16 protein-coding genes, 1 pseudogene and 1 riboswitch are annotated in these 23200 nt (G+C 70.6%); of the genes and pseudogenes, 12 read left to right on the top strand and 5 right to left on the bottom strand.

The annotated features are described in order from the left end of the window. Positions 1–10: 10 nt before the first annotated feature. Positions 11–415, bottom strand: coding sequence for a c-type cytochrome (locus tag PE066_RS10760; protein ID WP_271232541.1), 405 nt, complete (start codon positions 413–415; stop codon positions 11–13). A 290-nt stretch (positions 416–705) separates the two neighbouring features. Here PE066_RS10760 and nosZ point away from each other — a divergent pair, with 290 nt between their 5' ends. The 7 genes and pseudogenes from nosZ to PE066_RS10795 all read left to right on the top strand — a co-directional run bounded on the left by nosZ (position 706) and on the right by PE066_RS10795 (position 10479). Further along, positions 706–2652: a TAT-dependent nitrous-oxide reductase gene (gene nosZ / locus PE066_RS10765; protein ID WP_271232542.1), complete on the top strand. Its 1947-nt coding sequence runs from the start codon at positions 706–708 to the stop codon at positions 2650–2652. Positions 2653–2701: 49 nt separating this feature from the next. Then, a pseudogene (locus PE066_RS10770) lies at positions 2702–5316 on the top strand (4Fe-4S binding protein). A 30-nt stretch (positions 5317–5346) separates the two neighbouring features. After that, positions 5347–6606, top strand: coding sequence for a nitrous oxide reductase family maturation protein NosD (locus tag PE066_RS10775; protein ID WP_271236557.1), 1260 nt, complete (start codon positions 5347–5349; stop codon positions 6604–6606). Then, a complete protein-coding gene (locus tag PE066_RS10780) occupies positions 6578–7513 on the top strand; it encodes an ABC transporter ATP-binding protein (RefSeq protein ID WP_271232543.1) in 936 nt (311 codons plus the stop codon). Before PE066_RS10775 ends, PE066_RS10780 begins: the two co-directional genes overlap by 29 nt. Positions 7514–7524: 11 nt before the next feature. Next, on the top strand, positions 7525–8340 hold the full coding sequence (locus tag PE066_RS10785; protein WP_271232544.1) for an ABC transporter permease: 816 nt from the start codon (positions 7525–7527) through the stop codon (positions 8338–8340). Further along, entirely contained in the window at positions 8337–8864 is a 528-nt protein-coding gene (locus tag PE066_RS10790; protein WP_271232545.1) for a nitrous oxide reductase accessory protein NosL, read from the top strand. Before PE066_RS10785 ends, PE066_RS10790 begins: the two co-directional genes overlap by 4 nt. Before the next feature lie 91 nt (positions 8865–8955). Beyond that, positions 8956–10479: a YifB family Mg chelatase-like AAA ATPase gene (locus PE066_RS10795; RefSeq protein ID WP_271232546.1), complete on the top strand. Its 1524-nt coding sequence runs from the start codon at positions 8956–8958 to the stop codon at positions 10477–10479. A 10-nt stretch (positions 10480–10489) separates the two neighbouring features. Here PE066_RS10795 and PE066_RS10800 read toward each other — a convergent pair whose 3' ends face one another. Together PE066_RS10800 and metH are read right to left on the bottom strand one after the other, a co-directional pair. Beyond that, entirely contained in the window at positions 10490–11476 is a 987-nt protein-coding gene (locus PE066_RS10800) for a YihY/virulence factor BrkB family protein (protein ID WP_271232547.1), read from the bottom strand. Between the two features lie 74 nt (positions 11477–11550). Next, positions 11551–14274 carry a methionine synthase gene (metH, locus tag PE066_RS10805; protein ID WP_271232548.1) on the bottom strand — a complete coding sequence of 908 codons (2724 nt, stop codon included), beginning with the start codon at positions 14272–14274 and terminating at the stop codon, positions 11551–11553. A gap of 37 nt (positions 14275–14311) precedes the next feature. Beyond that, a riboswitch (S-adenosyl-L-homocysteine riboswitch) is annotated at positions 14312–14385 on the bottom strand. Positions 14386–14457: 72 nt separating this feature from the next. Between metH and PE066_RS10810 the strand changes: the two genes are divergently transcribed. After that, positions 14458–15447, top strand: a complete 990-nt coding sequence (locus PE066_RS10810) for a Bug family tripartite tricarboxylate transporter substrate binding protein (RefSeq protein ID WP_271232549.1) — start codon at positions 14458–14460, stop codon at positions 15445–15447. A 4-nt stretch (positions 15448–15451) separates the two neighbouring features. Here PE066_RS10810 and PE066_RS10815 read toward each other — a convergent pair whose 3' ends face one another. Beyond that, positions 15452–16498: a homocysteine S-methyltransferase family protein gene (locus PE066_RS10815; RefSeq protein ID WP_271232550.1), complete on the bottom strand. Its 1047-nt coding sequence runs from the start codon at positions 16496–16498 to the stop codon at positions 15452–15454. Between the two features lie 60 nt (positions 16499–16558). On the opposite strand from PE066_RS10815, the gene recQ reads away from it, so the two are divergent. Then, positions 16559–18412, top strand: coding sequence for a DNA helicase RecQ (recQ, locus tag PE066_RS10820; protein WP_271232551.1), 1854 nt, complete (start codon positions 16559–16561; stop codon positions 18410–18412). A gap of 25 nt (positions 18413–18437) precedes the next feature. Continuing rightward, complete coding sequence (locus tag PE066_RS10825) at positions 18438–19103, top strand: hypothetical protein (protein WP_271232552.1); 666 nt, start codon at positions 18438–18440, stop codon at positions 19101–19103. A 26-nt stretch (positions 19104–19129) separates the two neighbouring features. Here PE066_RS10825 and PE066_RS10830 read toward each other — a convergent pair whose 3' ends face one another. Continuing rightward, positions 19130–21427, bottom strand: coding sequence for an ATP-binding protein (locus tag PE066_RS10830; RefSeq protein WP_271232553.1), 2298 nt, complete (start codon positions 21425–21427; stop codon positions 19130–19132). 119 nt (positions 21428–21546) lie between these two features. On the opposite strand from PE066_RS10830, the gene PE066_RS10835 reads away from it, so the two are divergent. Both PE066_RS10835 and PE066_RS10840 read left to right on the top strand, forming a co-directional pair. Beyond that, complete coding sequence (locus tag PE066_RS10835) at positions 21547–22746, top strand: threonine ammonia-lyase (RefSeq protein ID WP_271232554.1); 1200 nt, start codon at positions 21547–21549, stop codon at positions 22744–22746. Between the two features lie 46 nt (positions 22747–22792). Beyond that, positions 22793–23197, top strand: coding sequence for a PaaI family thioesterase (locus PE066_RS10840; protein WP_271232555.1), 405 nt, complete (start codon positions 22793–22795; stop codon positions 23195–23197). Positions 23198–23200 lie beyond the last annotated feature (3 nt).

The raw sequence follows: 23200 nt of genomic DNA on the forward strand, positions 1-23200 counted from the left end.
CATGGCTCGATCAGCGCGACTGGCTGACCATGTAGTCGACGGCGGCCTTGACCTCGTCGTCCGGCAGCGCGGCGTTGCCGCCCTTGGCGGGCATCTGGCCCTTGCTGCCGGTGTATCCCTCGATGGCGTGCTTGTAGAGGGTGTCGTTGCCTTGCGCGATGCGCGGCTCCCAGTCGGCCTTGTCGCCGGGCTTGGGCGCGCCCGCGACGTTGGCGGCATGGCACAGCGCGCAGGTCTTGTTGTAGACCGACTTGCCCAGTTCGGCGTTGGCCGCTGCCGGTGCCGCAGCCTCCGCAGCCGGGGCGGACGCCGCAGCCGGCACCGCAGCCTGGGGAGCGGGGGCGCTTTCCTGCTTGCCGCAGGCCGCCAGCGCTGCGGCGGCCGAGAGAACGAGTGCGAGGGCCAGGTGGTTCATGACGGAAGGAATCCTTGGTCGAGGTGCGGCGGATTCTAGGAAGCGGCCCGGCCTGCCGCGAGCATTGAAGGCAGGTTCGTTGATGAACCGCAAGGTCGCGGCGCCGGCCGTCCTTTTCCGTTGATGAACCGCAACAGCCCCGGGTGAACCCTTGACGGTTCATTGATGAACCTCAACAGCGAAGCGATGCGCTCTCGGGATCATCCCCCTGCAGCCTTGCCGCCACCCTGCTTCCCGGAGCGCGGTTCGTGCATCGGGCTGCATTCGACCCACGCAGCTCGGAAACCCCGATGTCCAACAAGACCACAACCCTCTCGCCTTCCGCCTCCGTCCCCGAAGCCGTCCCGTCGCGGCGCCGGTTCCTCAACACCGCTGCCGCGGCCGGACTGGCCGGAGTGGGCCTGTCGGCCTGCAGCGACAAGCCCGATAGCGCGCCGGCGCCCAAGGCCACCGCGGCCGGCGCCGCCTCGCATGCCGACGAGGGCGGCGCGGGCAGCGTCCACCTCAAGCCGGGCGAGCTCGACACCTATTACGGCCTCTGGAGCGGTGGCCACACCGGCGACATGCGGGTGCTGGGGCTGCCCTCGGGCCGCGAGCTGACCCGCATTCCCTGCTTCGTGCCGGATGCCCTGGTGGGCTGGGGCATCACCAACGAGTCCAAGGCGGTGATGGGCACCAAGCCCGACGGCAGCCTGAAGTACACGGTGGCCGACACCCACCACACGCACGCTTCCTACAAGGACGGCGACTACGACGGCCGCTACGCCTGGATCAACGACAAGATCAACTCGCGCATCGCGCGGATCCGGCTCGACTACTTCGTCTGCGACAAGATCACCGAGCTGCCCAACGTGCAGGGCTTCCACGGCATCTTCCCGGACAAGCGCGATCCGGTCGACCCGGCCATCAACTACACCACCCGCGTGTTCTGCGGCGCCGAGTTCGCGATCCCGCTGCCGGGCACCGGCCTGGAAGACGACAAGAACTACCGTTCGATGTTCAGCTGCGTCGACGCCGAGACGATGGAAGTGCGCTGGCAGGTGATGATCGACGGCAACTGCGACCTGGCCGCCACCTCGTACGACGGCAAGCTGGCCGCCACCAACCAGTACAACGTGGAGAACGGCGTGCGCTTCGAGGACATGATGTCCGCCGAGCGCGATGCCTGCCTGTTCTTCAACGTCGCGCGCATCGAGGCCGCCGTCAAGGCCGGCAAGTTCAAGACCATCGGCAGCTCCAAGGTGCCGGTCGTCGACGGCACCCGCGCGGCCAACAAGGACCCCAAGACCGCGCTGACCGCCTACGTCAGCGTGCCCAAGAACCCGCACGGCGTGAACGCCAGCCCGGACGGCAAGTACTTCATCTGCGCCGGCAAGCTGTCGCCCACCTGCTCGGTGATCGAGCTGGCCAAGGTGCTCGACTGGTTCGACGGCAAGCTGGAGAAGCTGGACGCCGCCATCGTGGCCGAAGTGGAAGTGGGCCTGGGCCCGCTGCACACCGCCTTCGACGGCCGCGGCAACGCCTACACCACGCTGTTCCTGGACAGCCAGCTGGTCAAGTGGAACGTGGACGCCGCCATCAAGTTCCACGCCGGCGACAAGAACGCCAAGTACGTGGTCGACCGCCTCGACCTGCAGTACCAGCCGGGCCACGTGAACGCCTCGCAGTCCGAGACCGTCAAGGCCGACGGCAAGTGGCTGGCGGTGGGCTGCAAGTTCTCCAAGGACCGCTTCCTGCCCGTGGGCCCGCTGCACGCCGAGAACGAGCAGCTGATCGACATCTCGGGCGACAAGATGGTGCTCAAGGCCGACCACCCGGTGCGCGGCGAACCGCACGACTTCATCATCTTCAGGCGCGAGCTGCTGCGCCCCAAGCAGGTGTATGCGCTCGACGACTTCCCCAACGCGGTGAAGGACCCCAAGGAGTCCGGCGTCACGCGCAACGGCCGCAAGGTCACCGTGAAGATGACGTCGCAGGCGCCGACCTTCAGCCTGCGCGAGTTCAAGGTGAAAAAGGGTGACGAGGTCACGCTGATCCTGACCAACCTGGACAAGATCGAAGACCTGACGCACGGCTTCGCGATCCCGAAGTACAACATCAACTTCATCGTGAACCCGCTGGAGACCAAGTCGGTCACCTTCATTGCCGACCAGCCGGGCGTCTTCTGGGCCTACTGCACCCACTTCTGCCATGCGCTGCACCTCGAGATGCGCAGCCGCATGATCGTCGAAGCCTGAGCCCCCGCCGCGGTCGCGCACCCCGCGGTGCGCGACCGCGGAGCCCCTCATGAACCCCTTGTTCCTCCTGTTCCGGCTCTGGCTGGGCGCCGCAGCATTGTTGTTCAGCCCCCTGCTGTGGGCCGGTGCCTACGAGGCGACGCTGCCGGACGAGGTCCACTCCGCCGCGCGGCTGTGCGATTACGCGCCCTGCGCCGAGGTGTTCCCCGGCGCCACCGCGTTCTCCGAGCGCAAGGGCCAGCCGCCCTACGTGGAGGCATACGGCGAAGCCGATGGCCAGCGCAAGCTGCTCGGCTACGTGATGCTCTCCACCGACATCACCGACACCCCGGCGTACTCGGGCAAGCCGGTGGTGACCCTGATCGGCATGAACACCGAGGGCCGCTTCGTCGGCGTCAAGGTGCTCAAGCACTCGGAGCCCATCCTGCTGCTGGGCATTCCCGAGAGCGCGCTGGAGAAGTTCAATGCCCAGTACCTGGGCAAGTTCGTCGGCGACCAGCTGGAGATCGGCCGCTCGCGCCCCGACGAAGGCGTGATCGGCCTCGATGCGATCTCCGGCGCCACCGTCACCGTGATCGCGCAGAACCAGGTGATGACGCTGGCCGGCGCCGCGGTGGCTCGCCAGACCGGCATCCTGGCGCCCACCGTGCGGCCGCAGGCGACGTTCATCGACCGCGGCGGCCAGGCCGACTGGGCGGCGCTGGCCGCCGAAGGCAGCGTGCAGCGCCTGCTGGTGCAGCCGCAGGACGTCGGCCTGCCGCGCAGCGGCGGGCCCTTCATCGAACTGTGGTTCGGCTACCTCAACCAGCCCGACATCGGCCGCGCGCTGCTGGGCGAGGCCGGCTGGTCCAGCCTGATGGCGCAGCTCAAGCCCGGCGAGCACGCGCTGTTCGTCATCCGCACCCAGGGCGAAGAGTCGTTCAAGGGCTCGGGCTTCGTGCGCGGCGGCATCTACGACCGCATCCAGGTGCGCCAGGGGCGCGACACCTTCACCTTCCGCGACCTCGACTACCTGAACCTGTACGGGCTGCAGGCCGCCGGCGCGCCTCGCTACACCGAGTCGGCGATCTTCATCGTTCGATCCGGCTCGTTCTCGGCCGCGTTTCCGTGGCAGCTCAGCCTGCTGGGCAACCGGATCGACCGCGCCACCGGCGCGCGCACCTTCACCAGCTTCGACGCCGAATACTGGCTGCCCGCCGCCACGCTGGAGGGCGGCCGGCCCGCCCGCGAAGCGTCCGAGGCGGCCTGGGTCAAGATCTGGAAGTCGCGCAGCGTCGAGATCGCGCTGTTCTCGGCGCTGCTGGTCGCGGTGGCCGTCGTCTACGCACTGCGCGACAAGCTCACCCGCCGCTCCACCCGCAAGAACAAGTGGCCGGTCAACGCCTTCAAGTACAGCGCCTGGGTGGTCAGCATCGGCTTCGTCGGCTTCGGGCTGATGGCGCAGCCCTCCATCACCCAGGTGCTGACCTGGTTCCATGCGCTGCTGTTCCAGTGGACCTGGGAGTTGTTCCTGAGCGACCCCTTCATCTTCCTGTTCTGGGTCTTCATCGTCATCACGGTGTTCGTCTGGGGCCGGGGCCTGTTCTGCGGCTGGCTGTGCCCCTTCGGCTCGCTGCAGGAGCTGCTGTACAAGGTCGCCGGCGCGATCGGCCTCAAGCGCTTCCAGCGCGCGCTGCCACGGCCGCTGCATGACAAGCTCAAGTGGCTGAAGTACGTCATCTTCGGCGGCCTGCTGGCGGTGTCGATGTTCTCGATGGTCTGGGCCGAGATGCTGGCCGAGGTCGAGCCGTTCAAGACCACCTTCCTGGTCGGCCTGTTCCAGCGCTCGTGGCCCTACACGCTGTTCGTCGCCGCCATCCTGGCGGCCTCGATCTTCATCGAGCGGCCCTACTGCAAGTACATCTGTCCGCTGGGCGCCTCGCTGGCCATGCCGACCACCTTCCGCTGGTTCGGCCTCAAGCGCAAGGCCGAATGCAGCACCTGCACGGCCTGCGCCAAGGGCTGCGGCGCGCAGGCGATCGATGCCGACGGCCGCATCGACCACCGCGAGTGCCTGCACTGCCTGGATTGCATGGTGCTCTACACCGACGCCCACGCCTGCCCGCCGCTGTCGCAGGAGCGCAAGCGCCGCGAGCGCGCCGGCCTGCCGCTGACGCCGATCGGCCGCGACGGCTACTTCATCCCGATCCACCCGGTGCCGGCCGAACCGCCGGCGGGAGGCTGAACACCATGGTCGATCCCCGCATGCCCACCGACCCGGCGCAGCCGTCGTACGCGACGCGGCAGCCGGGCCTGTGCGGCTGGCTGTGCGCCGAGTTCTGGGGCCACCTGTGGCCGTGGAGCCTGCCCGCGCGGCAGCTGCCGCACGCCAGCCTGCGCGCCGGCAGCGTGGCGCTGGCCGTCGCCGTCACCATCGCCTGGGTCCTGGCCGGCATGGGCGAGTTGCGCGCCGGCGCCATCATCGGCTGGTGGTTCGGCTGGAGCCTGTTCGAGGTCCTGATCCGGCTGGCCAACAAGCGCTACGTGAAGGACGGCCCCTGGTGGGGCCGGCGCTACCGCGTGGCCAGCGTGATGGACATGATCTGCTACGTCGGCTTCAAGAACCTGCTGATCGGCGCCGCCCTGTTCCTGCTGCTGAAGTCCGCCGGCTGGCTGGAGGTTTGACGAGCCGTGACACGCCTCGCCGTCCTGCTGATGCGCCTGCTGCTGCTGGTGCTGTGCCTCGCGCCCCTGGCGCTGCGCGCCGCCACCTGGACCGTGCGGCCGGGCGAAGCGATCCAGCCCGTGCTGGACCGCGCCGCCGCCGGTGACGTGATCGAGGTCGAGCGCGGCCACTACAGCGGCAACCTGCGGATCGACAAGCCGCTCACGCTGCGCGGGCTGCAGCGGCCGACCCTCACCGCCGGCATGAAGGGCGACGCGATCCGCGTCACCGCCCCGGACGTGACGATCGAGGGCCTGATCGTGCGTGACTCCGGCGACAGCCTGCTGGAGCAGAACGCCGGCATCTACCTCGCGCCAGGCGCGCACCGCGCCGTGGTGCGCCGCTGCGACCTGGTCTACAACCTGTTCGGCCTGTGGATCGAGAAGGCCGACGGCGTGCGCATCGAGCACAACCTGATCGTCGGCAAGCGCGACTATCCCTCGGCCCAGCGCGGCAACGGCGTGCAGCTGTACAACACCCGCGGCGCGCAGATCATCGGCAACAACATCAGCTTCGTGCGCGATGCGCTGTACGTGGACGTCTCGCACGATGCGGTGTTCCGCGGCAACCGGCTGCACCACAGCCGCTACGGCACGCACTACATGACCTCCTACCGCAACCTGTGGGAGGACAACGACACCTACCTGAACCGCGGCGGACTGGCGCTGATGGAAGTGCGCAACCAGGTGGTGCGCAACAACCGGGCCTGGGGCAACACCGACCACGGCATCATGCTGCGCACCTTGCAGGACTCGGTGATCGAGGGCAACGTGGTGGCCGGCAACGGCCGCGGCTTCTTCATCTACGACGTCGAGTACGCGCGACTGGCCGGCAACCTGGTCGTGAACAACCGGGTCGGCGTGCACCTGTCGGCCGGCTCCACCCGCAACGAGGTGGAAGGCAACGACTTCATCGGCAACCGCGAGCAGGTGCGCTACGTCGGCGCGCGCGACGAGACCTGGGGCGCGCGCAGCGGCAACCACTGGGGCAACTACCTGGGCTGGGACCGCGACGGCGACGGCCACGGCGACGTGCGCTACGAGGCCAACGACCTGGTGGACCGGCTGGTCTGGCGCCACCCGGCGGTGCGCCTGCTGCTGGCCAGCCCGGCGATCCAGGCGCTGCGCGTGGTCGCCCAGCAATTCCCGCTGGTGCGGGTGCCGAGCGTGGTCGACCCCAAGCCGCGCATGGCACCGGCCCACCCCGAATGGAAACGATGGCATGACCTCCCTTCCCCTGCCGGCCACTGAGCCGCCGGCGATCTCCGTGCGCGGCGCCGTCAAGCACTTCGGCGCGGTGCGCGCGGTCGACGGCATCGACCTCGACGTGCAGCCCGGCGAGGTGTTCGGCCTGATCGGCCACAACGGCGCCGGCAAGAGCACCCTGTTCAAGATGATGCTGGGGCTGCTGCGGCCCGATGCCGGCGAGATCCGGGTGCTGGGCGCGGCCACCCGCGGGCGGGGCTTTCGCGCCGCGCGCCGCGGCATCGGCTACCTGCCCGAGAACGTGGTGCTGTACGACAACCTCACCGGGCTGGAGACGCTGCGCTTCTTCGCCCGCCTGAAGTCGGCGCCGGCCGCCAACTGCGCCCCGCTGCTGGAGCAGGTGGGGCTGGCGCACGCCGCCGCGCGGCCCGTGCGCGAGTACAGCAAGGGCATGCGCCAACGCCTCGGCTTCGCCCAGGCGCTGCTGGGCCGGCCGCGCGTGCTGTTCCTGGACGAGCCCACCACCGGGCTCGACCCGGAGGCGATCCGCGCCTTCCACGCCACGCTGGCGCAGTTGCGCGGCGACGGCGTGACCATCATCCTGACCTCGCACATCCTGGCCGAGCTGCAGCAGCGCGTACACCGGCTGGCGATCCTGGGCTCCGGGCGCGTGCGTGCGGTCGGCAGCGTGTCGGAACTGCGCGAACGCCTGCAGCTGCCGCTGCGGCTGGAGGTGCAGTTCGACCCCGGCGGCGCCGCCGCCGTGGAACGGGCGCTGGCGGCGTTGCCGCTGGCGCAGCCGAGCTGGCAGGAGGGCGCGCTGCAGGCGCAACTGCCGCGCGAGGCCAAGATGCCGGCACTGGCCGCGCTGGCCGCGCTGGGCAGCACGGTCGCCGACCTGAAGATCCACGAGCCGTCCCTCGAGGACGTCTTTTTCGGCGTTGCCGCCTGAAGGAGATGACGATGGAGTTCCGGCAAATCGCCACCATCGCCGCCAAGGAACTGCGCGACCGCCTGCGCAACCGCTGGGTGCTGGCTGTCGCGCTCGTGTTCACCGCCTTCGCGCTGGTCATCGCCTACTTCGGCGGTGCCCAGCAGGGCGCGGTCGGCCTGCGCTCGATCGAGTTCACCATCACCAGCCTGGTCAGCCTGGTGATCTACCTGATCCCGCTGATCGCGCTGCTGCTCGGCTTCGACGCGATCGTCGGCGAGCGCGAGCGCGGCTCGCTCGACCTGCTGCTGGCGCTGCCGATCACCCGGCTCGAACTGCTGCTGGGCAAGTACCTGGGGCTGGCCGCGGCGCTCACCCTGTCCACCGTGGCCGGCTTCGGCCTGGTCGCCGGGGTCCTCGCCACCCAGGCCGGCACGGCCGGGATGGCGGCCTACGCCGGTTTCATGGGCAGTTCGGTGCTGCTCGGGCTGGCCTTCCTCAGCCTGGCCGTGATGCTGTCGGTGCTGGCCAAGGATCGCACGCGCGCCTCGGGCCTGGCGATCGCCACCTGGTTCTTCTTCGTGCTGGTGTTCGACCTGCTGCTGCTCGGCCTGCTGGTGGGCACCGGCGGCGAGCGCGGCGCGCAGGCCTTCCCCTACCTGCTGCTGCTCAATCCGGCGGACGTGTTCCGCATCCTCAACATCTTTTCGCTCGACGACGTGCGCAGCCTGTACGGCCTCACATCCATCGTGCCGGCGGCGCTCGCCAAGCCCTGGCTGATGGCGCTGGTCATGCTGGGCTGGATCGCCGCGCCGCTGGGCGTTGCCACCTGGAGGTTCAGACCATGAAGCGCCGCCACCTGCTGATCGCCGCCGGTACCGCCCCGCTCGCCACGCTGCTCGCCTGCAGCGCCGAATCCGGCGGCAGCGCCGCGTCCGTCACCCCCGCCGAGATCGACCCGGCCACCACCTGCGACCTCGACGGCATGCTGCTGGCCGACTACCCCGGTCCGAAGGCGCAGGTGCACTACGCCGGCGTCGCCGCGCCCGTGTTCTTCTGCGACACGACGGAGATGTTCGCGCAGCTGCTGCGGCCGGAGCAGGTCCGCCCGGTGCGCGCGGCCTTCGTGCAGGACATGGCGAAAGCGGACTGGAGCAATCCGCTCGGCCACTGGATCGACGCCCGCACCGGCTTCTACGTGGTCGGCAGCCGGCGCCACGGCTCCATGGGGCCGACCATCGCCAGCTTCGCCGTGCGCGAGGCGGCGGAAGGATTCGCCAAGGAATTCGGCGGCCGCACGCTCGCCTATGCCGAGGTCAAGCCCGAGATGGCCGACCTGCGCGGCGGCGCCCAGCACGACCAGCGCATGTAAGCCAATCCTGTGCGGTAGCGCACAGGAAATCCGGCGGGGGTCGGCTCGGGTCCCGAGCGGCGCGTTGACGAGCGACGAAGGGAGCGCCCGCATGAGCCTGTCGCTAGTACGCAGCCGCGCGCTGCTCGGCCTGGAGGCCGCCCAGGTCGAAGTCGAGGTCCACCTGGCCAACGGCCTGCCCAACTTCTTCCTGGTCGGGCTGGCCGACACCGAGGTCAAGGAGGCCCGCGAGCGCGTGCGCGCCGCCCTGCTGACCAGCGGCTTCGCCTTTCCCCACAACAAGCGCATCACGGTCAACCTGGCGCCGGCCGACCTGCCCAAGGACTCGGGCCGCTTCGACCTGCCGATCGCGCTGGGCATCCTGGCCGCCAGCGGCCAGCTCGATGGCGAGCGGCTGCTGCCCTACGAGTTCGCCGGCGAGTTGTCGCTGTCCGGGGAATTGCGTCCGGTGCGCGGCGCCCTGGCCATGAGCCTCGCGCTGCAATCGGCTGGCGCGGACACGCAGCTCGTGCTGCCTGCGGGCAGCGCGGAGGAAGCGGCGCTGGTGCCCGGTGCACGGGTCTGGCGCGCCCGCCACCTGACCGACGTGGTGGCGCAGTTCCAGCGCGGCGAGCCGGTAGCCTCCGGCGAGGGCTGGCAACGCGTGCAGCGCCGGCCCCCCAGCGCGCCGGCCGCCTACCCCGACCTGGCGGACGTGAAGGGCCAGGGCGGCGCCAAGCGGGCCCTGGAGATCGCGGCGGCCGGCTCGCACAGCCTGCTGCTGGTCGGCCCGCCGGGCTCGGGCAAATCGATGCTGGCGCAGCGCTTTGCCGGGCTGCTGCCGCCGATGGAGGTGCAGGAAGCGCTGGAGAGCGCCGCCATCGCCAGCCTGGCCGGCCGGTTCGGCCTGGAGCGCTGGGCGGTGCGCCCGACCTGCGCGCCGCACCACTCCGCCAGCGCGGTGGCGCTGGTGGGCGGCGGCTCCCCGCCGCGGCCGGGCGAGATCTCGCTGGCGCACCGCGGCGTGCTGTTCCTCGATGAGCTGCCCGAGTTCCCGCGCGCGGCGCTCGAGGCCTTGCGCGAACCGCTGGAGACCGGGCACATCACCATCGCGCGGGCGGCGCGCCGGGCCGAGTTCCCGGCCCGGTTCCAGTTCATCGCGGCCATGAACCCCTGCCCCTGCGGTTGGCTGGGCGCGCCGCACCGGGCCTGCCGCTGCGGACCCGACCAGGTCAGCCGCTACCAGTCGCGCCTGTCCGGCCCGCTGCTCGATCGCATCGACCTGCAGGTGGAGGTGCCGGCCGTCACGCCGCACGAGTTGCTGGCGGCGCCGGCGGGCGAAGGCACGGCGGCCGTGCGCGCGCGTTGCCTGGCGGCGCGCGAGCGGGCCCTGGCGCGGCAGGGCAAGCCGAACCAGGCGCTGGAGGGCGCCGAGGTGGACACGCACGCGCGCCTGCTGCCGGCTTCGGCCGCCTTCCTCGACCACGCCGCCGCGCGCCTGGCCTGGAGCGCGCGGGCCACCCACCGGGTGCTGAAGGTCGCGCGCACCATTGCCGACCTGGCGGCGGCGAGCGACGTCGAAGTGGCCCACGTGGCCGAGGCAGTGCAGTACCGGCGCGGGCTGCAGGGCCACTGAGGCGCGCCCATCAGCGCGAACCCCGGCGCCGGTGCGAGCTGCCGCCGACCGCGCGCAGGCGCGGTTGTCCGTTGGAGCTGGCGCGCGCTGCGTGCGCCGGCTCCTCCACCGGCTCACCGGCCGTGCGCTTGCGCGTGTCCTCGGCCGCCCGGGCGAAGGCGGCGGCGAACAGCAGCACGCCGGAGGAGAAGTAGATCCACATCAGCACCGCCACCAGCGAGCCGGCGGCGCCGTAGGCCGACACCACGGCGGCGGTGGACAGGTACCAGGCCAGCAATTGCCGCCCCAGGCTGAACAGGATGGCGCCGACCAGCGCGCCGAGCAGCAGGAAGCGCGTGGCGGGCTTGGGCCCGGCGCTCAGGCGCATCAGGGCCACGAACAGCAGCGTCCACAGGCCCAGCACCATCGCCTCGTTCAACAGCCGCAGCAGGGTCTCCAGCAGCAGGAAGTCGCCGAGCGAGGCGGAGAACACCGACAGCAGGGTACTGGCCACCGTCGATGCCACCACCAGGAAGCCGAAGGCCAGGATGTAGGCCAGGCCGCGCAGCCGCAGGCTGGCGGTGAGCCACCACGCGGAGCCGACCCTTGCCTGCCGGCCTTGCGACCAGATCTCGGCGAGGGCCTGCTGCAGCTCGCCGAACACGCCGGTGGCGCCGAACAGCAGCACGCCGAAGCCGATCGCCGTGGCCAGCAGGCCTTCGGCCGGCTGGCGCGTGCTGGCCAGGGCCTGCTGCACCACGGCCGCGGCCTGCGGCCCCACCATCGAGCCGGCTTGGTCGACCAGGACCTGGCTGAGCGCCTGCCGGTCCATCCACCAGCCGAACAGGCCCACCAGCACCAGCAGCAGGGGCGCCAGGCTGAGGATGCCGTAGAACGACATCGCGGCGCTCATGCGCAGGCCGCCCGCTTCGCTCCAGAGCTGCGCCGCGCGCCAGACCGGGTAAGCGGGGCGCCCTGCGCGACGCAGTCGGTGCGGGATGCGGTCGTGCCAGGCCATGCCGCCAGCATCGAAGGCCGGCGCGGCATCCGCTATCGGCCGCGCATGGAAGGCGCGGTCGGAGGCCGCCGACGCTACAGGTTCGACCCCAGCAGCCGTTGCACCTCGGCCTGTTCGGCGCCACGGCGGCGCGCCAGGTCTTCCAGCTGGTCGGTGCCGATGCGCCCGACGTTGAAGTAGGTGCTTTGCGGGTGGCTCAGGTAGAAGCCGCTGACGCTGGCGGCCGGGATCATGGCGCCGCTGTCGGTCACGTCCATGCCGATCTCCTGCGCGCCCAGCAGGTCGAACAGCGGCGCCTTGATGCTGTGGTCGGGGCAGGCCGGATAGCCGGGCGCGGGCCGGATGCCGCGGTACTTCTCGGCGATCAGCTCCTCGTTGGACAGGGCCTCGTCGGCCGCGTAACCCCACAGGTCGGTGCGCACGCGGTGGTGCAGGCACTCGGCGAAGGCCTCGGCCAGGCGGTCGGCCAGCGCCTTGAGCATGATGGCCGAGTAGTCGTCGTGGTCCTTGAGGAAGTAATCGACCTTGGCATCGACGCCCAGGCCGGCGGTGACGGCAAAGGCGCCGATGTAGTCGCGGGCGACACCGCGCGGCGCGACGAAGTCGGCCAGGCAGCGGCTGGGTCGCATCACGCCGTCGATCACCTGCTTTTCGGTTTGCTGGCGCACACCCCACCAGGTCAGCGCCGCGTGCTCGCGCGACTCGTCGGTGTACAGCTCGATGTCGTCGTCGTTCACCGTGTTGGCCGGCCAGAAGCCGAGCACCGCGTGGGCGGTGAGCCAGCGGTTCTCGACCAGCCGCTTGAGCAGGCGCTGGCCGTCCGAGAACACCCGCACGGCCTCGCTGCCGACCACCTCGTCCTTCAGGATTTCGGGGAAGCGCCCGGCCAGGTCCCAGGTCTGGAAGAACGGGCCCCAGTCGATGTACTTCACCAGCTCGGCCAGGTCGAAGTTGCGAAACACGCGCCGGCCGATGAACTTCGGAACCGGCGGCGTGTAGCCGGCCCAGTCGAGCGGCGTCTTGTTGGCGCGCGCCTGCGCCAGCGGCCACAGCGGCGTCTGCTTCTTGCTGGCGTGCAGCTGGCGCACCTTCTCGTAGTCGGCCTCGACCTCGGCGATGAACTTGGCCGCCTGGTCGGACAGCAGGCTCTGCGCCACGCCCACGCTGCGCGAGGCGTCCGGCACGTACACCACCGGGCCTTCGTAGCGGTGCGCGATCTTCACCGCCGTGTGCACCCGGCTGGTGGTGGCGCCGCCGATCAGCAGCGGGATTTTCCTGACGCGGAAGTGCTCGTCCTTCTGCATCTCGCCGGCGACGTACTGCATCTCTTCCAGCGAGGGCGTGATCAGGCCCGACAGGCCGACGATGTCGGCGCCCTCGACCTTGGCGCGCGCCAGGATCTCGTGGCACGGGACCATCACGCCCATGTTCACGACCTCGAAGTTGTTGCATTGCAGGACCACCGTGACGATGTTCTTGCCGATGTCGTGCACGTCGCCCTTGACGGTGGCGATGACGATCTTGCCCCGGCTGCGCACGTCCTGGCCGGCCGCTTCCTGCTGCTTCTTCTCCTCCTCGATGAAGGGGATCAGGTAGGCCACCGCCTGCTTCATCACGCGCGCCGACTTCACCACCTGCGGCAGGAACATCTTGCCGGCGCCGAACAGGTCGCCCACGATGTTCATGCCGTCCATCAGCGGGCCTTCGATCACGTTCAGCGCCCGGCCGCCGCCGGCCAGCACCTGGTCCAGCATCTCGGCGGTGTCGGCCACGATGTGCTCGGTGATGCCGTGCACCAGCGCGTGCGAGAGGCGCCCCTCCACCGGCTGCTGGCGCCACTCGTTGCGCTTGCCCTCGTCGCGCGCGGCGCCCTTGGCCCGCTCGGCGATCTCGACCAGCCGCTCGCCGGCGTCGGGGCGGCGATCCAGCACCACGTCCTCGACCCGCTCGCGCAGTTCCGGATCGAGGTCGTCATAGACGCCGACCATGCCGGCATTGACGATGCCCATGTCCAGGCCGGCGCGGATCGCGTGGTACAGGAACACGGTGTGGATCGCCTCGCGCACCGGGTCGTTGCCGCGGAAGGAGAAGCTCACGTTGGACACCCCGCCACTGACTTTCGCGCCGGGCAGGTGCTGCTTGATCCACTGGGTGGCCTCGATGAAATCGACCGCGTAGTGGTTGTGCTCCTCGATGCCGGTGGCGATGGCGAAGATGTTGGGGTCGAAGATGATGTCCTCGGGCGGGAAGCCGACTTCATCGACCAGGATGCGGTAGGCGCGCTCGCAGATCTCGATGCGGCGCTGGTAGCTGTCGGCCTGGCCGCGCTCGTCGAAGGCCATCACCACCGCGGCGGCGCCGTAGCGGCGCACCAGCCGGGCCTGCCGCTTGAACTCGGCCTCGCCTTCCTTCATCGAGATCGAGTTGACGATGCCCTTGCCCTGCAGGCAGCGCAGGCCGGCCTCGATCACTTCCCACTTGGAGCTGTCGACCATCACCGGCACCCGGGCGATGTCGGGCTCGCTGGCGATCAGGCGCAGGAAGCGCACCATGGCGGCCTTGCTGTCCAGCATGGCCTCGTCCATGTTGACGTCGATGACCTGGGCGCCGTTCTCGACCTGCTGGCGCGCGACGGCCAGCGCCTCCTCGAACTGCCCGGCCAGAATCAGGCGGGCAAAGGCCTTGGAGCCGGTGACGTTGGTGCGCTCGCCCACGTTCACGAACAGGCTGCCCGGCCCGATCGAGACCGGCTCCAGTCCGGACAGCTTCAAGGGGGGAACGGCGGGGGTTTCGGACATCTGCTCACCTTCGTCGGGGTGCGGCCGGGGGCCGCGGTCGAGGTGAGCGCCGTTGGGAAGGGTCTCAAGCCTGACGCCGGGCTGGGCCGGCGCTGCAACGCTCCTTGAGAGCGTGTCATTCTAGCTTCTGGCCCACCGGCGAAAATAACCCGAACCCCGCTACTTTCTTTTCAGGAGATCTGCATGTCCCGCCTTCTGCGCCGCCGCGGCGTCCTTGCCCTCGGTCCTGCCGCCCTGCTGGCGGCCGCCTGGCCGCTGGGGGCGCTGGCCCAGCCGGGCGGACCGGCCCTGCGCATCCTGGTGGGCTTTCCGCCGGGCGGCGGCAGCGACGCGATCGCCCGGGTGCTGGCCGAGAAGCTGGAGGGTTTCCTGGGCCAGCCGGTGGTGGTGGAGAACCGGGCCGGCGCCGGCGGCCAGATCGCGGCGCAGGCGCTCAAGGCCGCGGCAGCGGACGGCCGCACCGTGTTCCTGTCGCACGACCACAGCATCTCGATCCTGCCGCTGGTGATCCGCAACCCCGGCTTCGATCCGGCCCGGGACTTCGTGCCGGTGGCCGGCTTCGCCACCTTCGTCAACGCGCTGGCGCTGTCGGGCGGCACGCCGGCCCAGTCGCTGCCCGAGTACGTGCAGTGGGTGCGCAGCCAGGGCGGCGGCCGCGGCAACGTGGGCGTGCCGGCGCCGGCCTCGGTGCCCGAGTTCCTGGTCAAGCTGATCGGCGAGAAGTTCGGGCTCGACCTGCAGGCGGCACCGTACCGCGGCAGCGCGCCGATGATGGCCGACATGCTGGGCAACCAGATCAGCGCCGGCGTCGGCTCGATCCCCGATTTCATCGAGAACCACAAGGCCGGCAAGATCCGGGTGGTGGCGGTGATGGGCCGCTCGCGCCAGGCGGCGGTGCCCGACGCGCCCACGTTCGCCGAGCTGGGCCTGTCCGGCTTCGAGGAAGTGCCCTACTACGGCCTGTTCGCGCCGGCCGGCACGCCGCAAGCGGCGATCGACCGCATCGGCGCCGCCGTGGCCAAGGCGGTCGCCCTGCCCGACGTGCGCGAGCGCCTCACGACCATGGGGCTGACGGTGGGCTACATGCCGCAGCCGCAGCTCGCGGCGCGCGAGCGGGCCTACTCGCAGGCCTGGGCGAAGATCATCAAGGCCAGCGGGTTCACGCCGCAGTGATGTCTCAGGCCGCTTCCTTGTAGAAGAAATCGCGCTGCCGGCTCCGCGCCGGCAGCGGCGCCACCGCCTCGCCGATCGCCTGGATGTGGGCCGGCGTGGTGCCGCAGCAGCCGCCGACGATGTTGACCAGGCCCTCGGCGGCGAACTCGCGCAGCAGCCGCGAGGTGACCTCGGGCGTCTCGTCGAAGCCGGTCTCGCTCATGGGATTCGGCAGGCCGGCGTTGGGGTAGCAGCTGATGAAGGTGTCCGGCGCGGCCTTGGCCAGCTCCTGGATGTAGGGCCGCATCAGCGCGGCGCCCAGCGCGCAGTTCAGGCCGACCGCCAGCGGCTGCGCATGGCGCACGCTGTGCCAGAAGGCGGTCACGGTCTGGCCGCTGAGGATGCGGCCGGAGGCATCGGTCACGGTGCCGCTGATGATCACCGGCAGGCGCTCGCCGCTGGCCTCGAAGTACTCGTCGATGGCGAACAGCGCCGCCTTGGCGTTGAGCGTGTCGAAGATGGTCTCGACCAGCAGCAGGTCGACCCCGCCCTCCACCAGCGCCTCGACCTGCTCGTAGTAGGCCGCGCGCAACTGCTCGAAATCGACGTTGCGCGCGCCGGGGTCGTTGACGTCGGGGCTGATGCTGGCCGTGCGCGGCGTCGGGCCGAGCGCGCCGGCGACGAAGCGGGGGTGATCGGGCGTGCTGAACTTGTCCGCCGCTTCGCGCGCGATGCGGGCGGCGGCCAGGTTCTGTTCGCGCGCGACCGGAGCCAGGCCGTAATCGTCCTGCGCGATCGCGTTGGCGCCGAAGGTGTTGGTCTCGATGATGTCGGCGCCGGCCGCGAGGAAGCCCTCGTGGATGTCGCGGATCACCTGCGGCTGCGTCAGCACCAGCAGGTCGCTGTTGTTGCGCACGTCCTTCGGGTGGTCCCGGAAGCGCTCGCCGCGGTAGTCGGCCTCGGTCAGCTTCAGGCGCTGGATCATGGTGCCCATCGCCCCGTCCAGGATGAGGATGCGCTGCTCGAGCAGGGCCGGCAACGCCTGGCCGCGGGTATAGGCTGGGAACTTCATGGCCCGCCGATTGTAGGAACCCGGGCCTGGACGCGGGCCGGCAGGGACAATCGCGCCATCGTGAACAACCCCCTTTCCATCCTCCAGCAGGTCTTCGGCTACGAGCGCTTCCGCGGGCCGCAGGCCGAGATCGTCGGGCACGTGATCGCCGGTGGCGACGCGCTGGTGCTGATGCCCACCGGCGGCGGCAAGTCGCTGTGCTACCAGATCCCGGCCATTGCCCGGCAGCGCGCCGGCCAGGGCGTGACACTGGTGGTGTCGCCGCTGATCGCGCTGATGCACGACCAGGTCGGCGCCCTGCACGAAGCCGGCGTCGAGGCGGCCTTCCTGAATTCCGCGCTCAGCTACGAGGAAGCGGTGGCGGTGGAGCGGCGGCTGGCGCGCGGCGAACTGACCCTGCTGTACGCGGCGCCCGAGCGCGTGACCACGCCGCGCTTTCTCGAGCAGCTCGACGCCCTGCACCGGCGCGGCCAGCTGGCGCTGTTCGCCATCGACGAGGCCCATTGCGTCAGCCAGTGGGGCCATGACTTCCGGCCCGAGTACCGCGCCCTGACGGTGCTGCACGAGCGCTTCGCCGGCGTGCCGCGCGTCGCGCTGACGGCGACGGCCGACGCGCTCACGCGCGCCGACATCGTCGAGCGGCTGCAGCTGCAGCAAGCGCGGCAGTTCGTCAGCAGCTTCGACCGTCCCAACATCCGCTACCGCATCGCCGAGAAGAAGGAGCCGGCGGCGCAGCTGCTGCGCTTCATCCAGCACGAGCACGAGGGCGACTGCGGCATCGTCTACTGCCAGACCCGCAAGCGGGTGGAGGAGACCGCGCAGTCGCTGTCTGCGCACGGCGTGCCGGCCCTGCCCTACCACGCGGGCCTGGACGCCGAGCTGCGCCAGCACCACCAGGATCGCTTCCTGCGCGAGGAAGGGCTGGTGATGGTGGCGACCATCGCCTTCGGCATGGGCATCGACAAGCCCGACGTGCGCTTCGTCGCCCACCTCGACATGCCCAAGAACATCGAGGGCTACTACCAGGAGACCGGCCGCGCCGGCCGCGATGGCCTGCCGGCCCAGGCCTGGATGCTGTACGGCCTGCAGGACGTGGTGAACCAGCGCCGCATGATCGACGAGAGTCCGGCCGGCGAGGAGTTCAAGCAGGTGATGCGCGGCAAGCTCGACGCGCTGCTGGCGCTGGCCGAAGCCACCGACTGCCGCCGCGAGCGGCTGCTCGGCTACTTCGGCGAACGTTCACAGCCGTGCGGCAACTGCGACAACTGCCTGGCGCCGCCGCAGCTGTGGGACGGCACCGACGCGGCGCGCAAGCTGCTGTCCACCGTGTACCGGGTGCAGCAGATGAGCGGCATCGGCTTCGGCGCCGGCCATGTGATGGACATCCTGCGCGGGCGCAAGACCGAGAAGGTGGCGCAGTTCGGCCACGAGCAGGTGTCCACCTTCGGCCTGGGCGCTGAATTCTCCGAGGCGCAGCTGCGCGGCGTGCTGCGCCAACTGGTGGCGCTCGGCGCGCTGGCGGTCGATGCACAGGCCTACAACACGCTCAGGCTCACCGACGGCTCGCGGGCGGTGCTGCGCGGCGAGCAGCCGGTGCGGCTGCGCGAATCGGTGGCCCAGGCCAGCGGCGGACGCAAGCGGCGCGAGGCAAGGGGATCGTCGGCGCTGCCGGCCGCGGCCGCGGGGCTGACCGAAGCCGGGCAGGCTCGCTTCGCGGCGCTCAAGGCCTGGCGCGGCGAGGTGGCGCGCTCGCACAACCTGCCGGCCTACGTGATCTTCCATGACGCCACCCTGGCCGCCATCGCGGCGCTGGGGCCCTCGTCGGTGGAGGAACTCGAAGGCATCAGCGGCATCGGCGCGCGCAAGCTGGAGGCCTATGGCCAGGAGGTGCTGCGGGTCGTGGCATCCTCCTAGCCTCGCCCCTGCCGCCCCGCCATCCATGAAGAAACTGCCCCATTGCCTGCCGCGCACCTGGGCCGGCCTGGCCCTTGCGCTGTTGTCGGCCGCCGCCTCGGCCCAGCCGGTGGCCACGCTGGTGGTGCGCGACCTGCTCACCGGCCGCGTCGAGCGGATCGCGCTGCGGTCGTTCGCGCTGGGCAACGGCGACGTGAGCTGGAGCACGGGTGACATGGTGTCGTTGGACCGGCGCATCGTCGCCTGGCGAATGGGGCAGCGCGTGTTCCGCAGCACCAAGGGCTCGCTCTGGACGGTTCCGCTGGAGCCGGGCAGCAGCGGCGAGGCCCGCATCGCGACGCCGCACGGCCGCGGCGTGGCGGGAACGATCCGCTGGAAGGTCAAGCCCGCGGCGGACGGGGAGCACACGCTGGAAGCGGACGTGTACCTCGACACGGCCGCCGGCATCTTCATGCCGAACGTCGCCGCCAGCGGCACCTGGACGGCCCGCTACGAAGGGCTGGTGCCGGTGCCGGTGGAGTCGCGCACCGTCATCCGCGGGGCCTCGAACGGCGGCCCGGGCACCGACCGGTCGGAGTCGCTGCTGGAGTGGCCCGCCATCGAGCCGCAGCGCGATGCAGCCGAGACGCCCGCCCCGGCCGACGCGCCGGCGGCGGCGCCCGCAGCGGCCACACCCCGCACATCGCCCTAGCGGGCCTTGCCGCGCCAGGTGGGACTTCAGGTGAAGCCGATCGGCCGCAGCTCGCGCACCTCCGGCTTGATGCGGTGCTCGGCCTCCAGCTGCTCCAGGAATTCCAGCGGCCCGTAGTCGGCCGCCGCCAGGATCTGCACCTGGCGCTTGACCGCGGCGAAGTCGCCGGGGCACAGCTGGTCGAGCCGCGCCAGCCGTGAGCGCATGTCGGCCGTCAGCGCCGCCGCATGGCCGCCCAGCGCCTCGGTGACGAACATCGCTTCGCGCTGCGCCGCGGTGAGGGCCTTGAACCGGATCTTGAAGGTGAAGCGCCGCAGCGCCGCCTGGTCGATGCGGTCCATCAGGTTGGTGGTGCAGATGAAGATGCCGGCGAAGCGCTCCATGCCCTGCAGCATCTCGTTGACCTCGGTGACCTCGTAGGTGCGCTGGGCGCCGCGCCGGTCGGACAGGAACGAATCGGCCTCGTCCAGCAGCAGCACCGCCTTCTCGGCCTCGGCCTCGCGGAACATGGCGGCCATGTTCTGTTCGGTCTCGCCCACGAACTTGCTCATCAGGTCGCTGGCCTGCTTGACCAGCAGCGGCTGGTCGAGGCTGCGCGCGATGTGCTCGGCCAGCGCGGTCTTGCCGGTGCCCGGCGGGCCGAAAAAGCACAGGGTGCCATGCCCGCGCGCCCTGAGGGCATCGACGATGCGCGGCACCTCGAAGCGGCTCTCGACGTTCAGCATCGCCAGGTCATAGGCGGTGACCGGCGGCCGCAGCGCACCGGGCGCGCGGTTGCCCAGCGCCTGGTCGGCGTTGCGCAACTGGCGCTCGATCAGGCTTTCGGCCGATACGCCAGCGCTTTCGGCCAGCCCGGCAAAGCGAACCGCGGTGCGGATCTGCGCCGGCGTCAGCCCCTTGCGCGCGGTCAGCCGGGCCACGAAGTCCTCGGACACCGCCACCCCTTCCAGCGTCTTGCGCACCAGGCCCTCGCGCGCGCCGGGCGGCGGCGACTTCAGCTCCAGGTGGTAGGCGAAGCGGCGCCGGAACGCCGGGTCGATCTGCTCGATGCGGTTGGTCACCCACAGGGTGGGGACCGGGTTGGATTCCAGGATCTGGTTGACCCACGCCTTGCCGCTGACGCTGTGGTTCGACGGCGCCGCCACCTGATCGGCCCGCGCCATGAGTTGCGCGGCTTCCGAGCTGATCGGCGGAAACACGTCCTCCACCTCGTCGAACAGCAGCGCGGCGCGGGCGCTGCCCTTGAGGAACACCTGGGCGATCTGCAGCGAGCGGTAGCGGTCGCGCCCCGAGAGCGAGTTGCCGTCGCGGTCGGCGTACTCCACCTCGAACAGCTCCAGCCCGGCGGCCTGCGCCACCACCTTGGCCAGTTCGGTCTTGCCGGTGCCGGGCGGGCCGTACAGCAGCACGTTGACGCCCGGCTCCTTGCGCTCCACCGCATTGCGCAGCAGCGCGCACAGCACCTGGGCGTCGTCATGCACGAAGCCGAAATCGGCCAGCATGAGGCCGCTCTTGCTGCTGGGCCGGGTGAACACCGCCATCAGCTCGTTCTGGTTGCGGTACTCGCGCATCAGCACCGGCGGCAGCTTTTCGCTGACCTTCATCAGGTCGGCCAGGTCGGTGATGTTGTGCTCGGAGATCAGGTTCTCCACCAGCCCGATGCGCTCCAGCCGCGAGCCGGCGCGCAGCGCCTCGCCGACGTCGGCGGCGTTGACGCCGGCCAGTTCGGCGATGGCGGCATAAGCCTCGGGCGCGTTGTTGACCTTGAACTCGACCAGGATGCTGCGCAGGTCGCGCTGGTAGCGCGCCAGGGTGCCGTACAGCAGCAGGGCACGCTCGGCCCGGTTGAGCTGCAGCAGGCCGGCCAGCGCGTCGATGTTCTTCTCCACCAGCGTGGACTGCTTCTTCAGGGCGCGGGTCAGCCACTCGCCGGTGGCGGCCAGCACCGACAGCAGGTCCTTGGGCTGGTCCTTCGCGTACTCGTCGAGGTAGAAGAACAGCGTGCCCTCCTCGTACGGCCCGCGCCAGACGCCGTGCCGCTCCAGGAAGTCGGCGGTGGACAGCTGCTCGTGGCCGCGCCAGAACTCGTTGTCCTTGCAGCGGCGGCCGAGGAACTCGCGCAGGCGGGCCAGCGCCGGCGCCGGCCACACCAGGTGCCGCCCGGCCAGCGACAGCAGGCCATTGAGGTCGCGCCGGACGTTGAACTTGCCGCCCTGCTTGGCCGCCAGCGTCAGCACGAAATGCGAGCACATCAGGTCCAGCACCGGCGCGTCCTTCAGACCGGGTGACACCAGCACTTGCGCATCGACCGTTCGCTTGACCATGGGGGGCGGCCTCCAGTGAATGTCCTGCCTGGACACGCGGCGCCTACGATAACCCGGGTTCATCGGCCGTGGAAGGCACGGCGCATCGCCCGGGGCTGTCGGCGGCCTGACAATGCGCCATGCTCGAACTCGCCGACATCCGCGCCGCCGCCGACCGCCTGCAGGGCCACGTGCTGCGCACCCCCTGCGTGGCTTCCCAGACCCTGTCGCAGCTGACCGGCGCGCGGGTGTTCCTGAAGTTCGAGAACCTGCAGTTCACGGCCTCGTTCAAGGAGCGCGGCGCGTGCAACAAGCTGGCCCAGCTGTCCGCGGCGGAGCGGGCGCGCGGCGTGATCGCCATGAGCGCCGGCAACCACGCCCAGGGCGTGGCCTACCACGCGCAGCGGCTGGGAATCCGGGCCGTGATCGTGATGCCGCGCTTCACCCCCGGCGTGAAGGTCGAGCGCACCCGCGGCTTCGGCGCCGAGGTGGTGCTGCACGGCGACACCCTGGACGAGGCGCGCGGCCATGCGATCGAGCTGGCCCAGCGGCAGCAGCTGGTGTTCGTGCACCCCTACGACGACGAGGCGATCGTGGCCGGCCAGGGCACCGCGGCGCTGGAGATGCTGGAGGACGTACCCGAGCTGCAGGCGCTGGTGGTGTCGGTCGGCGGCGGCGGCCTGATCGCCGGCATGGCGGTGGCGGCCAAGGCGATCAAGCCGTCGATCGAGGTGGTGGGGGTGCAGACCGTGCGCTTTCCCAACATGTACAACGCGGTCAAGCACACCGAGCTGCCGCAGGGGCCGTCGACCATCGCCGAGGGCATCGCGGTCGGCACGCCGGGGCGGATCCCGCGCGAGATCATCGAGCGCTGCGTCGACGACCTCCTGCTGGTGGACGAAGGCGACATCGAGCAGGCCATCGTCATGCTGCTGGAGATCGAGAAGACGCTGGTCGAAGGCGCCGGCGCCGCCGGACTGGCCGCGATGCTCAAGCATCCGGACCGGTTCCAGGGCAAGACCGTCGGGCTGGTGCTGGGCGGCGGCAACATCGACCCGCTGCTGCTGGCAGCGATCATCGAGCGCGGCATGGTGCGCGCCGGCCGGCTGGCGCGCATCCGGGTCTGCGCGCGCGACGTGCCGGGGTCGCTGGCCCGGATCACCGCCACGGTGGCGGACGCCGGCGCCAACGTCGACGAGGTGCACCACCAGCGCGCCTTCACCGTGCTGGCGGCGCAGAACGTGGAGATCGAACTGGTGATCCAGACGCGCGGCCCGCAGCATGTGCAGGCGGTGCTGGATGCGCTGCACCAGGCCGGGTTCCAGGCCGAGCGGCAGTGAGACAGGGGCTTTCGTCGAGGCGGACCCATCCGTATCATCTGCCGCCATGACGCTCGACCAGCTGCAGGCCGCCCTTGCCGAGTACTTCGCCCCCTGGGTGCAGGCGCTGGGCCTGAAGGCCGAGGCCTTCGATGCCGACAGCGTGACGCTGCGGCTGCCGCAGGACGCCCAGCTCGCCCGCACCGGCGGCATGCTCTGCGGCCAGGCCATGATGGCCGCGGCCGACACGGCCATGGTGCTGGCGCTGGTCAACCAGTTCGGCGAGTTCCGCCCCTGCACCACGGTCCAGATGAACAGCAGCTTCCTGCGGCCGCTGAGCGGCCAGGACGCCCTGGTGCAGGCCCGGGTGGTGCGCGCCGGCAAGGCGCTGGCGTTCGGCGAGATCGACATCCGCGGCGCCCAGGACGGCAAGAGCGTGTGCCGGGCCAGCACCACCTATGCCCTCCTGTAGAGG

The organism is Ramlibacter tataouinensis (assembly GCF_027941915.1).
Taxonomy (GTDB): Bacteria; Pseudomonadota; Gammaproteobacteria; order Burkholderiales; family Burkholderiaceae_C; genus Ramlibacter; species Ramlibacter tataouinensis_C.

Bases quoted from the DNA above. Each gene is read 5' to 3' on its own strand.
- PE066_RS10810 (WP_271232549.1), top strand. From the start codon at position 14,458: ATGTCCCGCCTTCTGCGCCGCCGCGGCGTCCTTGCCCTCGGTCCTGCC.
- PE066_RS10790 (WP_271232545.1), top strand. From the start codon at position 8,337: ATGAAGCGCCGCCACCTGCTGATCGCCGCCGGTACCGCCCCGCTCGCC.
- PE066_RS10800 (WP_271232547.1), bottom strand. From the start codon at position 11,476: ATGGCCTGGCACGACCGCATCCCGCACCGACTGCGTCGCGCAGGGCGC.
- PE066_RS10795 (WP_271232546.1), top strand. From the start codon at position 8,956: ATGAGCCTGTCGCTAGTACGCAGCCGCGCGCTGCTCGGCCTGGAGGCC.
- PE066_RS10785 (WP_271232544.1), top strand. From the start codon at position 7,525: ATGGAGTTCCGGCAAATCGCCACCATCGCCGCCAAGGAACTGCGCGAC.
- PE066_RS10830 (WP_271232553.1), bottom strand. From the start codon at position 21,427: ATGGTCAAGCGAACGGTCGATGCGCAAGTGCTGGTGTCACCCGGTCTG.
- PE066_RS10840 (WP_271232555.1), top strand. From the start codon at position 22,793: ATGACGCTCGACCAGCTGCAGGCCGCCCTTGCCGAGTACTTCGCCCCC.
- metH (WP_271232548.1), bottom strand. From the start codon at position 14,274: ATGTCCGAAACCCCCGCCGTTCCCCCCTTGAAGCTGTCCGGACTGGAG.
- PE066_RS10835 (WP_271232554.1), top strand. From the start codon at position 21,547: ATGCTCGAACTCGCCGACATCCGCGCCGCCGCCGACCGCCTGCAGGGC.
- nosZ (WP_271232542.1), top strand. From the start codon at position 706: ATGTCCAACAAGACCACAACCCTCTCGCCTTCCGCCTCCGTCCCCGAA.
- PE066_RS10775 (WP_271236557.1), top strand. From the start codon at position 5,347: ATGCGCCTGCTGCTGCTGGTGCTGTGCCTCGCGCCCCTGGCGCTGCGC.
- PE066_RS10815 (WP_271232550.1), bottom strand. From the start codon at position 16,498: ATGAAGTTCCCAGCCTATACCCGCGGCCAGGCGTTGCCGGCCCTGCTC.
- PE066_RS10760 (WP_271232541.1), bottom strand. From the start codon at position 415: ATGAACCACCTGGCCCTCGCACTCGTTCTCTCGGCCGCCGCAGCGCTG.
- PE066_RS10780 (WP_271232543.1), top strand. From the start codon at position 6,578: ATGACCTCCCTTCCCCTGCCGGCCACTGAGCCGCCGGCGATCTCCGTG.
- PE066_RS10825 (WP_271232552.1), top strand. From the start codon at position 18,438: ATGAAGAAACTGCCCCATTGCCTGCCGCGCACCTGGGCCGGCCTGGCC.